This window comes from Nonomuraea sp. WAC 01424, assembly GCF_003947315.1.
GTDB classification, from domain to species: domain Bacteria; phylum Actinomycetota; class Actinomycetes; order Streptosporangiales; family Streptosporangiaceae; genus Nonomuraea; species Nonomuraea spiralis.
Window position 1 is genome coordinate 14438 of the sequence record NZ_QHHZ01000012.1, and the last position, 12996, is coordinate 27433.

Annotated in this window: 12 protein-coding genes; 11 read left to right on the forward strand and 1 reads right to left on the reverse strand. The window is 71.2% G+C overall.

The window, feature by feature from the left end; all coding sequences use genetic code 11:
- The first annotated feature begins 6 nt into the window (after positions 1 to 6).
- From DMB42_RS30705 to DMB42_RS30735, 8 genes are all read left to right on the forward strand, one after another.
- Positions 7 to 3120 carry an Rne/Rng family ribonuclease gene (locus tag DMB42_RS30705; RefSeq protein WP_260478045.1) on the forward strand — a complete coding sequence of 1038 codons (3114 nt, stop codon included), beginning with the start codon at positions 7 to 9 and terminating at the stop codon, positions 3118 to 3120.
- A gap of 208 nt (positions 3121 to 3328) precedes the next feature.
- Positions 3329 to 3631 (forward strand): 50S ribosomal protein L21, encoded by a 303-nt coding sequence (gene rplU / locus DMB42_RS30710; protein WP_049575732.1) that lies wholly within the window; start codon positions 3329 to 3331, stop codon positions 3629 to 3631.
- 15 nt (positions 3632 to 3646) lie between these two features.
- On the forward strand, positions 3647 to 3904 hold the full coding sequence (gene rpmA, locus DMB42_RS30715; RefSeq protein ID WP_090773491.1) for a 50S ribosomal protein L27: 258 nt from the start codon (positions 3647 to 3649) through the stop codon (positions 3902 to 3904).
- A gap of 133 nt (positions 3905 to 4037) precedes the next feature.
- Positions 4038 to 5390 (forward strand): GTPase ObgE, encoded by a 1353-nt coding sequence (obgE, locus tag DMB42_RS30720; RefSeq protein WP_125639375.1) that lies wholly within the window; start codon positions 4038 to 4040, stop codon positions 5388 to 5390.
- A 59-nt stretch (positions 5391 to 5449) separates the two neighbouring features.
- The gene (gene proB, locus DMB42_RS30725) at positions 5450 to 6571 is read left to right on the forward strand and encodes a glutamate 5-kinase (protein WP_260478046.1); all 1122 of its coding nucleotides are present in this window, start codon (positions 5450 to 5452) and stop codon (positions 6569 to 6571) included.
- 10 nt (positions 6572 to 6581) lie between these two features.
- The gene (locus tag DMB42_RS30730; protein WP_125639378.1) at positions 6582 to 7865 is read left to right on the forward strand and encodes a glutamate-5-semialdehyde dehydrogenase; all 1284 of its coding nucleotides are present in this window, start codon (positions 6582 to 6584) and stop codon (positions 7863 to 7865) included.
- A gap of 50 nt (positions 7866 to 7915) precedes the next feature.
- A complete protein-coding gene (locus DMB42_RS53485; RefSeq protein WP_185844939.1) occupies positions 7916 to 8092 on the forward strand; it encodes a hypothetical protein in 177 nt (58 codons plus the stop codon).
- 91 nt (positions 8093 to 8183) lie between these two features.
- Entirely contained in the window at positions 8184 to 10118 is a 1935-nt protein-coding gene (locus DMB42_RS30735) for a serine/threonine protein kinase (protein WP_125639381.1), read from the forward strand.
- A gap of 21 nt (positions 10119 to 10139) precedes the next feature.
- On the opposite strand, the gene DMB42_RS30740 is transcribed toward DMB42_RS30735, so the two are convergent.
- Positions 10140 to 11171, reverse strand: coding sequence for a M48 family metallopeptidase (locus tag DMB42_RS30740; protein WP_379478550.1), 1032 nt, complete (start codon positions 11169 to 11171; stop codon positions 10140 to 10142).
- A gap of 86 nt (positions 11172 to 11257) precedes the next feature.
- Here DMB42_RS30740 and nadD point away from each other — a divergent pair, with 86 nt between their 5' ends.
- The 3 genes from nadD (at position 11258) to DMB42_RS30755 (ending at position 12988) form a co-directional block, all read left to right on the forward strand.
- Positions 11258 to 11875 carry a nicotinate-nucleotide adenylyltransferase gene (nadD, locus tag DMB42_RS30745; RefSeq protein WP_125639386.1) on the forward strand — a complete coding sequence of 206 codons (618 nt, stop codon included), beginning with the start codon at positions 11258 to 11260 and terminating at the stop codon, positions 11873 to 11875.
- Between the two features lie 91 nt (positions 11876 to 11966).
- The gene (rsfS, locus tag DMB42_RS30750; RefSeq protein WP_125639389.1) at positions 11967 to 12362 is read left to right on the forward strand and encodes a ribosome silencing factor; all 396 of its coding nucleotides are present in this window, start codon (positions 11967 to 11969) and stop codon (positions 12360 to 12362) included.
- Entirely contained in the window at positions 12359 to 12988 is a 630-nt protein-coding gene (locus tag DMB42_RS30755; protein WP_125639392.1) for a histidine phosphatase family protein, read from the forward strand. Before rsfS ends, DMB42_RS30755 begins: the two co-directional genes overlap by 4 nt.
- Positions 12989 to 12996 lie beyond the last annotated feature (8 nt).

Here is a 12996-nt window from a genome sequence, read left to right on the forward strand (position 1 = left end):
GCCCGCATGCTCGACAACGAGCCCAACGCCGGGGCCAATGGCCCTGACGGGGAGACAACTGAACAGTCCAAGGTGACCAGGCGCCGTTCCGCGAGCCGCCCGGCGGGTCCTCCGCCCGAGCTGCCCGAGGAGCCGGTAGCCGCCGCCCCGATCACTGCCGCGGCCGCGCAGGCCGCGCCGTCGGTTGCCGAGGTGCAGCCGGTGCAGACCAACGCCGTGCAGCGCGCGGCGGGAGAGCCGGCCCCCGACGCGGGGCGCGGCAGGAGAACCAGAGCCCGTGCCGCGGCGCCCGCCGCCGAGGCGCCGGAGAGCCCGGCCGGAGCCGCCCAGGGCGGCCCCGAGGGCGTCCAGGCGCGGCAGCCGGTCGCGGCCGAGGCCGTCGTGCCGGAGGGCCCGGCGCCGCAGCAGGCCGAGAGCCCTGCCGCCTCCCAGGCCGGTACGTCGGCCGAGCCCGTCGTGGAGCCGGTTGTGGAGCGGCGGGAGACCACGAGGACCAGGGCGCGTGGGCGCGGTGCCGCCGCGGCCGAGCCGGTCGTCGCGCCGGTGGTGCAGAGTCCGGCCGAGCTGGAGGCGGAGACGCTGGCCGGCGCGGGTGCCGGTGAGGTCGCCAGTGTCGTCGAGGCGGCTGTGGCGGAAGCCGTGGTGGACGCCTCCGACATGCCCGAGGAGAAGCCCAAGCGGACCACGCGGACGCGGTCCACGGCGACCACGACGCGTCGCCGTACGACGAAGAAGGCCGAGCCGGAGGTCGCGGGAGCGCTCCCGGAGGAGGAGGCCGAGGCGCCGAAGCGGCGGCGTACGCGCAAGAAGGCCGAGCCCGAAGAGGTGGTCGTCGAGGCGCCGGCGGGCGCCGACGTCGAGGTCGTCGCGACGCCCTCGGACGTCGAGGTGGCCGTCACCGTGCCCGAGGCCGCAGAGGCGGGCGACGAGGACATCCTGGAGATCCTGCCGGAGGAGGAGCCGCTCGACGACGAGCCCGCCGGCGAGGACCTCGACGAGGACGCCGACCGCCCGAGCCTGCTCGCCGACCCCTTCGGTCTGGCCGCGCGCAGGCAGGACGAGCCGGGCGCCGCGTTCCAGCGTCCGGCGGCCATCTTCGCGCCGCTGTTCCAGGCCCCCGACCCCAGCCAGGGCAAGCCCGCCGTGATCCGGCGGCCCGAGCCGCAGCCGGAGCCCGAGGAGATCGAGGAGCTGGTCGACGAGAGCGTCGTCGAGGACGAGGGCGACGTCGACACCTCCGACGAGCAGGAGGAAGAGGGCGGCGGCCGTCGTCGCCGGCGTAGGCGCGGCGGCAGGGGCCGCGGCAAGGCGCGCGAGCGTGACGAGGGTGACGAGGGCGAGGAAGGCGACGAGGAGGCCGAGGAGGAGCAGGGCGAGGAGTCCCAGGAGGAGGAGGCCACCAGCTCGCGCCGCCGTCGCCGGCGTCGCCGTCGCGGTGCCGACGAGACGGTGGAGCCCTCCAGCGACGACCCGCCGAACACCGTGGTGCGCATCCGCGCGCCGCGCTCCGGCCGGGCCGCCGTCCTGGAGACCGCCATCGACGGCGTGCAGAGCGTGCGCGGCTCGACCCGCCTGGAGGCCAAGAAGCAGCGCCGCCGTGAGGGGCGCGAGCTGGGGCGCAGGCGTCCGCCGATCATCACGGAGTCGGAGTTCCTGGCCCGCCGCGAGTCCGTCGACCGCATGATGGTGGTGCGCCGCCAGGGCGACCGTACGCAGATCGCGGTCCTGGAGGACGGCGTGCTCGTCGAGCACTACGTCAACCGCGAGGCCAGCCAGTCCTACGTCGGCAACGTCTACCTGGGCAAGGTCCAGAACGTGTTGCCGTCGATGGAGGCCGCGTTCATGGACATCGGCAAGGGGCGCAACGCCGTCCTGTACGCCGGTGAGGTGAACTTCGACACCGCCGGGCTGGAAGGACAGCCCAAGCGGATCGAGGCGGCGCTGAAGTCCGGCCAGTCGGTGCTGGTGCAGGTCACCAAGGACCCGATCGGCCACAAGGGCGCCCGGCTCACCTCGCAGATCAGCCTGCCCGGCCGTTACCTGGTGTACGTGCCGGACGGGTCGATGACCGGCATCAGCCGCAAGCTGCCCGACAAGGAACGCACCCGCCTCAAGAGCATCCTGAAGAAGGTCATGCCGGAGAACGCGGGCGTGATCGTCCGCACCGCGGCCGAGGGCGCCTCCGAGGACGAGCTGGCCCGCGACGTGGCCCGGCTGTCGGCCCAGTGGGAGAACATCCAGAAGAAGGCCAAGTCGGCCAGCCCGCCCGAGCTGCTGTCGGCCGAGCCCGACCTGACCATCCGGGTCGTGCGCGACGTGTTCAACGAGGACTTCACCTCGCTGGTCGTGCAGGGCGACGACGCCTGGGACACCGTCGACGAGTACGTCAAGTACGTCGCGCCGCACCTGGCCGAGCGCCTGTCGCGCTGGGACACCGGGCAGGGCGACGTGTTCGAGTCGTACCGGATCGACGAGCAGCTCGGCAAGGCGCTGGAGCGCAAGGTGTGGCTGCCGAGCGGCGGCTCGCTGGTGATCGACCGTACCGAGGCGATGACCGTCGTCGACGTCAACACCGGCAAGTTCACCGGCCAGGGCGGCAACCTCGAGGAGACCGTCACCAGGAACAACCTGGAGGCGGCCGAGGAGATCGTGCGCCAGCTCAGGCTGCGGGACATCGGCGGCATCATCGTGATCGACTTCATCGACATGGTGCTGGAGTCCAACCGCGACCTGGTGCTGCGCCGGCTGCTGGAGTGCCTGGCACGCGACAGGACCAAGCACCAGGTCGCCGAGGTGACCTCGCTGGGACTGGTGCAGATGACCCGTAAGCGGGTCGGTCAGGGGCTGCTGGAGGCGTTCTCGACGCCGTGCGAGTGCTGCAACGGGCGTGGGCTGATCGTCTCGACCGAGCCGGTCGAGGCCAAGCCCGAGCCGCGTGGTACGCAGGGCAAGATGGCGATCGAGAAGGCGGTCTCGGACAAGGTTTCCGCGGCCAAGGACTCCGCCAGCCGTGATACCGTGACCGGTGCGCTTGATGACGTCCCGGCTGAGGACGACCAGGCCAGCCAGACTTCCGGCAGAGGGCGGCGACGCTCTCGCCGAGCCAAGTCCGCCGAGTAGCCTCGGTAGGCTTCCGACGATCCGTCCGGTTCGCCTAGGGCACCGTAAAGCGGTACCCTGGTGAATCGGTGCGTCAGGTGACGTGCCCTGTTGGCGCGCTTACTCGGTTCGTCGGTTTGAGACAGGCCGAATGACAGGCGCAACATTCGGCGGTCGCCTCGATGCGAGGCGGCTGAGGCCAACAGCGAGTCAGTAGAAGGGTTCCGCGGTGTACGCGATCGTTCGTTGCGGCGGCAGGCAGCAGAAGGTCTCCGTCGGTGACGTCCTCGAGGTGGACAAGGTCGCCGGCGAGGTCGGCTCTTCGGTTTCGCTGCCGACGGTGCTCGTCGTCAACGACGGCGATGTGACCACCGAGGCGGGCAAGTTCACGGTCAGCGCCGAGATCCTCGGTGAGACCAAGGGCCCGAAGATCCGCATTCTCAAGTACAAGAACAAGACCGGTTACAAGAAGCGCCAGGGTCACCGTCAGCGGTACACCCAGGTGAAGATCACCGGTATCGACCAGGCCTGATCGGGAGTTTGAGAGATGGCACACAAGAAGGGCGCGTCGTCCACCCGGAACGGCCGTGACTCCAACGCTCAGCGCCTGGGCGTCAAGCGCTTCGGCGGCCAGCTGGTGAACGCGGGCGAGATCATCGTTCGTCAGCGCGGCACCCACTTCCACCCCGGCGACAACGTCGGCCGCGGTGGCGATGACACGCTGTTCGCGCTGGCCGCCGGCCACGTGCAGTTCGGCCTCAAGCGCGGTCGTCGCGCCGTCAGCATCGTTCCCGTCGCGGAGTAATCAGCTTCGCTTCGGTGTTGCTTCAAGGGGTGGATCGCCTGTCGATCCACCCCTTGAGCGTTTTCCGGGGCCCTTGGGGGCGCCTGTCGTAGTTGTTGATGAATGCCCTGGTGGGCTGATGAAGGAGAGCTGGATGCCGGACTTCGTGGACCAGGTGGTCCTGCACGTCAAGGCCGGTGACGGGGGAAACGGCTGCGCCTCCATCCACCGGGAGAAGTTCAAGCCGCTCGGCGGCCCCGACGGGGGGAACGGCGGCCGCGGCGGCGACGTGATCCTTGAGGTTGATTCCAACACCGCGACGCTGCTGGACTACCACCGCCGTCCCCACCGCAAGGCCGACAACGGCAGGCAGGGGCAGGGCTCCAACCGCGACGGCGCCAACGGCGACGACGTGGTCCTGTCCGTCCCCAACGGGACCGTGGTGAAGGACGCCAACTCGGGCGACGTGCTGGTGGACCTCGTTGGGGCCGGCACCCGGTACGTGATCGCGCAGGGCGGGCACGGCGGGCTCGGCAACGCCGCGCTGGCCACGTCCAGGCGCAAGGCGCCCGGGTTCGCGCTGCTCGGGGAGCCCGGCGACGGGCTCGACGTCATGCTGGAGCTCAAGAGCGTCGCCGACGTGGCGCTGGTCGGGTTCCCCAGCGCGGGCAAGTCGTCGCTGATCGCGGCGCTGAGCGCGGCCAAGCCGAAGATCGCCGACTATCCGTTCACCACGCTCATCCCCAACCTGGGGGTCGTGACCGCAGGCGACAACGTGTTCACGGTCGCCGACGTGCCCGGACTGATCCCGGGGGCCTCGCAGGGCAAGGGCCTCGGGCACGAGTTCCTGCGCCACGTCGAACGTTGCGACATGCTCGTGCACGTCATCGACTGCGCGACCATGGAGCCGGGCCGCGACCCGATCACCGACTACGAGATGATCGAGGCCGAGCTGCGGGCGTACGGGAAGCTTGAGGACCGGCCGCGGATGATCGTGCTGAACAAGGCCGACGTGCCCGACGCCAGGGAGCTGGCCGACCTGGTCCGGGCCGAGTTCGAGGAGCGGGGGCTGCAGGTCTTCGTCATCTCGGCGGCCACGCACGACGGGTTGCGGGAGCTCACGTACGCGATGGGCGACTGGGTGGCCGCGGCCAGGGCCAGCAAGCCGGTCGAGGAGCCCACGCGACTGGTGATCAGGCCCAAGCAGCTCGGCGAGGCCGGGTTCAAGGTGCGGCGGGTCAACGACGACCTGTTCCAGGTCACCGGCGAGAAGCCGGAGCGCTGGATCCGGCAGACCGACTTCAGCAACGACGAGGCCGTCGGCTACCTGGCCGACCGGCTCGAACGGCTCGGCGTGGAGGAGGAGCTGGTCAAGGCCGGCGCCAAGGCCGGGGCCGGGGTGGTCATCGGGTCGATGGAGGGCGGATACGTCTTCGACTGGCAGCCGACGCTCAACGCCGAGTCGGTGCACCAGGGGCCGCGCGGCTCGGACAACCGCCTGAGGTAGGCCGTCCGGGGCCCTCCGCCGTCCGGAGGTGGGGGGCGGGCTCAGATAGGCTGCCAGGCGTGCGGGAACAGATCAGCTCAGCGTCGAAGGTCGTCGTCAAGGTCGGCTCCTCCTCGCTCACGACCCCCCAGGGCATGATCGACGTCGACCGGGTTGACGCCCTCGTCGACGTCCTGGCGGCGCGGCGGCGTGCCGGGACGCAGATCGTACTGGTGTCGTCGGGAGCGATCGCGGCGGGCCTCGGCCCGCTGGGGTTGTCGGCGCGACCACGCGACCTGGCCACCCAGCAGGCGGCCGCGTCCGTCGGGCAGGGTGTGCTGGTCGCGCGCTACACCTCCTCCTTCGCCCGCTACGGCCTGCGCGTCGGCCAGGTGCTGCTGACCGCCGACGACATGATGCGCCGCGCCCACCACGCCAACGCCCAGCGCACCCTGGCCCGGCTGCTTGAGCTGGGCATCGTGCCGATCGTCAACGAGAACGACACGGTGGCGACCGACGAGATCAGGTTCGGCGACAACGACCGGCTGGCGGCGCTGGTCGCCCATCTGATCCACGCCGACGCGCTGGTGTTGTTGTCCGACGTCGACGCGCTCTACGACGGCCCGCCGAGCCGGCCGGGCTCGCGCCGCCTGGCCGAGGTCCGCGGACCGCAGGACCTGGCCGGCGTCGAGCTGGGCAGGAACGGCGCGGCGGTCGGCACCGGCGGCATGGTGACCAAGGTGCAGGCGGCCCGGATCGCCACGGGCGCGGGCGTGCCGGTCGTGCTGACCGCCGCCGCCCACGCCGCCCAGGCGCTCGCCGGGGCCGACATCGGCACCTACTTCCACCCGGGGGGCCGCCACCCCGGCACGCGGCTGTTGTGGCTCGCCCACGCCACGACCGGGCGCGGGCGGCTGCACCTGGACCAGGGCGCGGTCGAGGCGATCGTGGGCCGCCGCAAGTCGCTGCTGCCCGCCGGCGTGACGTCCGTGGAGGGCGAGTTCGCCGCGGGCGACCCGGTCGACCTGTGCGGGCCGCAGGGCGGCGTGGTGGCGCGCGGCCTGGTCAACTTCGACGCCGTCGAGATCCCCGGGCTGCTCGGCCGTTCCACGAGAGAGCTGGCCAGCGCCCTCGGTCCGGAATATGAACGCGAGCTGATCCACCGCGACGACATCGTCATACTGGAAGCCCATCACCAGTGAGGAGCACGCGATGTCCGAGGAGTTCCTGAAGGTCGCCCACGCGGCACGAGAGGCCGCCGCCGAGCTGGCCCCGCTGCCGCGGGCGCCCAAGGACCGGGCCTTGCGGGCGATCGCCGACGCCCTGGTCGCGCACGCCGCCGAGCTCGTCGAGGCCAACGCCGAGGACGTCGAGCGGGCCAGGGCCCAGGGCACGTCCGAGTCGATGATCGACCGGCTGCGGCTCGACGAGGCCAGGATCGGGGCCATCGCCGAGGCCGTGCGGCAGGTGGCAGACCTGCCCGACCCGGTCGGCGAGGTCGTCCGGGGGAGCACGCTGCCCAACGGGCTGGAGCTGCGGCAGGTCAGGGTGCCGCTCGGGGTGATCGGGATCATCTACGAGGGCCGTCCCAACGTCACGGTCGACGCCGCCGCGCTCTGCCTCAAGAGCGGCAACGCGGTGTTGCTCAGGGGCTCGTCGAGTGCCTACTCCTCCAACGCGGCGCTGGTGCGCGTCATGCTGGACGCGCTGGCGGCCACGCAGGTGCCCGCCGGGGCGGTGCAGCTCGTGCCGGGCCGGACGCGCGAGTCGGTCAAGGAGCTGATGCGGGCGCGCGGGCTGGTCGACGTGCTGATCCCGCGCGGCGGCGCGTCGCTGATCAACTCGGTGGTGGAGGAGTCCACGGTGCCGGTGATCGAGACCGGCGTCGGCAACTGCCACGTCTACGTCGACGCGGAGGCCGATCTCGACCTGGCCGTGCAGATCCTGGTCAACTCCAAGGCGCAGCGGCCGTCGGTGTGCAACGCGGCGGAGACGTTCCTCGTCCACGCGGGGGTCGCCGACGCGTTCGTGCCGAGGGCGTTGCGGGCGCTGGCCGAGGCCGGCGTGACCGTCCACGGCGACGAGCGGATCGCCGGTTACGGCGAGGTCGTGCCGGCCACGGAGGAGGACTTCCAGGCCGAGTACCTGTCGCTCGACATCGCCGCCGCCGTCGTCGGCTCGCTGGAGGAGGCGGTGGCCCACATCCGGCGGTACGGCTCGGGCCACACCGACGCGATCGTCACCCGGTCGCAGCCGGCCGCCCGCCGCTTCGTCGCGCTCGTCGACTCGGCGGCCGTGGCGGTCAACGCCTCGACCAGGTTCACCGACGGGGGCGAGTTCGGGTTCGGCGCGGAGATCGGCATCTCCACCCAGAAGCTGCACGCCCGTGGCCCGATGGGCCTGCCGGAGCTGACCTCCACCAAGTGGATCTACACGGGAGAAGGGCATCTGCGCACGTCAGAGGGCACGGTTGTGGCCGGCCCGGCTTGCGGCTAGTCGGCGTGTCGGGCTGACCGGCGGCCCGCGGCCTGGGTTGACTGGGTGTCATGGAAATTGTCGTCGCCCTTGTCTTCTCCGCCGCGGTGCTGTTCGGCGCCGACCGGCTGCTGCTCTGGCTGGAGAGCCGCGGTCACGTCAACTGGCGCAGGAAGGGCCGCAAGTCCCTGTCCGAAGAACCCACGGCCGAGCTCGACAGCATGTTGTCCGATCGTTCAAACCGATAAAGGTTCGCGAGCTCCGGCGCGCCGCGGGCGTCAACTCCTGTCCCAGCGCTAGGGTTGTGTCCCTTATGGGCGCGCCGGGCGGGGAGGGACGGTGAGCAAGCTCGGCAAGGTCGGGCCTTACAGCCTGGTCGAGCGGCTCGGCCGAGGCGGCATGGGCGAGGTCTACCTCGCGACCACCCGCCGTGGCGAGCAGGTCGCACTCAAGGTCCTCCATGACCTGACCGAGGATGAAATGTCCCGAGTCAGGCTGGAGCGCGAAGTGCGGGCGCTGCGCAGGGTCGAGAGCCCTTACGTGGCCAAGGTGCTCGACGCCGACCTGAGTTGTGCCCGGCCGTACCTGGTCATGGAGCACATCGAGGGCGTCACGCTGCTGGAGCGCGTACGCCAGAGCGGGCCGCTCGACCTCGGGCAGCTCGTGCACATGGCGCAGGGCATCGCGGCGGCGCTGGCCATCATCCACGCGGCCGGGGTCGTCCACCGTGACCTGAAGCCGGGCAACATCATCATGGGTACGGATGGCCCGGTCCTCATCGACTTCGGCATCGCGCAGGTGCTCGACGCGACCCGGCTCACCATGACCGGCACGTTCCTCGGCACGCCCGGCTACACCGCGCCGGAGATCTTCGCCGACGAGCACGTCGACTCGCCCGCCGACGTGCACGCCTGGGCGGCGACGGTGGCGTTCGCGGCGACCGGGCGGCCCACGTTCGGGCGCGGCACGGCCGAGGCGCAGATGTACGCGGTGCTCAACGGGCAGGCCGACCTCAAGGGCGTGCCGGTGGCGTTGTTGCCGCTGGTGCGCGCGGCGCTCAACCGGGAGCCGGGCAAGCGGCCGACCGCCGCGCTGCTGGCCGACCGGCTCTCCCGGCTGGCCAAGGCCACCAACGGGCCCGACGGCGAGGCGTCCCCGTCCGCTGAGGAGACCTCCCGGGGCGAGAACGCGCGGAGCCGGGCGAACGGCGCGGCGGCGGAGGTTCCCGCGCCGCGTGGCCGGGCCGGTACGGAGGGCAAGACGCCCGTGCCGCGCAGCCGTACGGGCGCGGACGGGAAGACACCCGTGCCGCGGACGCGGACCGGTACGGACGGGAAGCCGCCCGTACCGAGGAACCGGACCGAGCCGCCCGCCACGAGAAACCGGGCCGACGGCGCCGCCTCGGGCGCGCGACCCCGGCCGGGCACGGACGGCGCGACCCCCGGAGCACGGACCAGGACCGGCGCGGACGGCACCCCGTCCGGCGCCCGGACCAGGACGGGAGCCGAAGGAACACGAGCCAGGACGGGAGCGGAGGGAACGCGGGCCAGGACCGGCGCCGACGGGACGCGGGTCAGGGCCGACGGCGCGGTTCCGCCGCCGCGGAGCAGGACGAACACCGACGGCAAGGCCGCCGCGGCCCGCACCAGGACGGGCGCCGACCCGAAGACGGGCCCGCGCGCGCGGGCGACGGCGGTCGTGCGCGGCAGGACGCAGGACGGCAGGCGGGGCAGGCTCAGGGCCGACGCGCCGACCACGTTGCCCGCGGGCAACACGGCCCTGCTGCTGCTCGCGGTGCTGGCGGTGCCCTGCGTGGTGACGTCGGTGATCTGGCCGATCGCCTCCATCGCGATCACGACGGCGTTCGTGGTGCTGACCAGGACGCTCTGGATGAGTCATTGGCTGGTCAGAAAGCGCAGCGCGCGTCGCATGCGGATCGCGCTGCGCGTGTTGCTGTTCCCGTTCGCGCTGTCCGGGGCGGCGGCGACCGCCGTGGTGTGGCCGGGGGTGCCCGTCGCGGTGGCGTCGGGCGGTGCGCTCTGGGTGACCGGCGGCGGTCAGATCGACTCCGACTGGTGGCAGCAGCCGGCGCCTGTGACGGTCGCGGGAGTGGTGTTCGGCATGTTGTGCGGTGGTATCACCGGCCGCGAGATCGAGCGGATCGGCGGCAAGCTGCCGGAGTTGCGCAGGGAAGGGCTGCGCGCACTGGCCGTGCTGGGCGGGTTCGTCGCCCTGTGCGCGGCCGCCGTACGCGCGATCGCCCTTCTGCTGTAGGCGGCGGGGACGGCCGGCCGGTCAGCCCTGGCCGCCGTCGCGGCGGGAGAAGCGGTTGAAGATGCGCTCGCCCGCGTTCACCGCCCCTTCGGCCACGTCGCGCAGCACGCCGATGAACGGGTCCTGCGACTGCGACCAGGAGGCGCGGTAGGACTCGGCCGCGGCCTTGATCTCCTCGGTCACCCGTGCGTTGGCGTCGTCCTCGCGGCGCGGGTAGTCGCCGCCGATGATGCGCTCGTACTCGCCGCTGCGCTGCCACTTGTCGAGCTCGGCCACGCGTACGACGGCGAACGGGTGGGTGGTGCCGAGCAGGTTGAGCACCTTGAGGAAGCCGTCACGCAGGTCGCCCGCGGTGTCGTACTCCTGGTACTGCTCCAGGAACGCCTCGATGTTCATCTCGTGGGTGTAGTCGCCGCCGGCGAGCTTCATCAGCGCGCGCTTGGCCGACTCGGGGTTCTGGCCGGTCAGCAGGCCGCCGCGGTCGGAGGACAGCTCCGACTTGCGATACCACTCTTCCAGGCCCGCGACGATCGCGCGCAACCCGATGTAGCCGAGCGGGATCCAGGCGACGCGCGTGGCGAGGCGGGTGAGGATGTCGAGCATCGTCCGGTAGACCGCGTGACCCGACAGGATGTGGGAGGTCTCGTGGCCGATGACGAAGCGCTGCTCCTCCTCGTCCATGAGGTTGAGCAGGCCGGTGGTGACGACGATGAACGGGTCGTCGAAGCCGATGGCCTTGGCCTGGACCTGCGGGTCCTGCTGGACGTAGATCTCCGGGATGCGGTGCAGGTCGAGGACGTAGGCGGCGTCGCGTCCCATGTCGTACAGGGAGCGGAACTGGGTCTCGCTGACGCGCACGGACGACGCCAGGTACATCAGGCGAAGGCGGCGCTCACTGATGAGACCGGACATCTGCTTGAGAACAGTGTCGAACCCACTCAACTTCCGCAGAGCGACCAGGGCGGACCGGTCTGCGGGGTGTTCATAGGCACGGGACGAGATGCCGGGCAGTTGGACGCGGTTGCGGTCCGGGGTGGTCGTCATGCCCGGCATGCTACGTCCGCAACGGATGTGATGCGCGGACATCACCCAGGGGGGTGCCATCATGTTCGGGTACGCGCCCACGTAAGGTCCGATGCATGATGAACGCGCCTGGTGTCCAGGGGAAGCGACGGGTGGGTGTGATGGGCGGGACGTTCGATCCCATCCACCATGGTCACCTGGTCGCAGCAAGCGAGGTGGCCCATCACTTCGATCTCGACGAGGTCGTGTTCGTGCCGACCGGGCGGCCGTACCAGAAGTCAGGACGCGAGGTGTCGGCGCCCGAGGACCGCTATCTGATGACGGTCATCGCGACGGCCTCCAACCCCCGGTTCTCGGTGAGCAGGGTTGACGTGGACCGCCCCGGCCCCACCTTTACCATCGACACCTTGCGGGATGTCTCCAACATTTACGGCCCAGAGGTGGAGTTGTACTTCATCACCGGTGCCGACGCCCTCGGTGCGATTCTCGGTTGGCAGGACGCCGACGAACTGTTCGAGCTGGCACATTTCGTGGGTTGCACCCGTCCCGGGCACACGTTGCACGATCCCGGGCTGCCCGAGGGCAGGGTGACCCTCCTGGAAATTCCCGCGCTGGCCATTTCCTCGTCGGAGTGCCGTCAGCGGGTGGCCCAGGGGGAGCCGATCTGGTATCTGGTACCCGATGGAATCGTGCAGTACATCAACAAACGTGGGCTGTATCACGGGGAAGGGTGAAGGTCTCCGTGCCGTGGGTGAGGGGTTTCGGCCTGGAAGGGTACCCTCGATATATGGGCATGCTGCCGACACAGGAGGACAGACCCGCATCGTGACCGCATCCGACAGATCCGTCCAGCTCGTTCAGATCGCCGCGGAAGCCGCGGCCGACAAGCTGGCCGATGACATCCTCGCTTATGACGTCAGCGAGCAGCTCGTCATCACCGACGCCTTCCTGCTCTGCTCCGCCACGAACGACCGCCAGGTCCGCGCCATCGTCGACGAGATCGAAGACCGGCTGCGCACCGAGGCCGACGCCAAGCCCGTGCGCCGCGAGGGCGAGCGCGAGGGCCGCTGGGTGTTGCTCGACTACATCGACATCGTCGTGCACGTCCAGCACGAGGAAGACCGTACGTTCTACGCGCTCGAGCGCCTGTGGAAGGACTGCCCGGCCATCGGGCTGCCGGAGAGCGTCATGCTCGCCAACATGCAGCGGGCCCGCAGTTGAGCAGGCGGATCGTCTGCCTCCGCCACGGACAGACCCTGTGGAACGTGGAGCACCGCTTCCAGGGCCACTCCGACATCCCGCTCGACGAGACCGGCGTCGCGCAGGCGGCCAGGGCGGCCTCGCTGCTGGCCTCGCTGCGGCCCACCCTCATCGTCTCCTCCGACCTCCAGCGCGCCCATGACACGGCCCTGTCGCTCGGACGGCTCGTCGGGCTGGACGTCTCCGTCGACAAACACTTCCGCGAACGCGGCGGCGGCCAGTGGGAAGGGCTGACGCGCGACGAGATCGCCGCGCGCTGGCCCGAGGAGTACGTCGCCTGGGAGGCCCCCGACGGCGAACCCGTCGGCGAGGTCGCGGCCCGGGTGGCGTCCGCCATGCGCAAGTGGGCGGCCCGGCTCGACGAGGACGGGCTCCTGGTCGTCGCCTCGCACGGCGCCGCGCTGCGTCTCGGCATCTGCGAGCTGCTCGGCCTGCCCGAGGAGCTGTGGCCCGCGCTGGGCGGCCTCGGCAACTGCTCCTGGTCGGTGCTGCAGGAGGGCCGCAAGGGCTGGCGGCTGCTCGAACACAACGCCGGTACGCTTCCCGAGCCCATCAGCAGCGACGACCGGCCCGACGCGGAGGTGTAGCCGGCCCG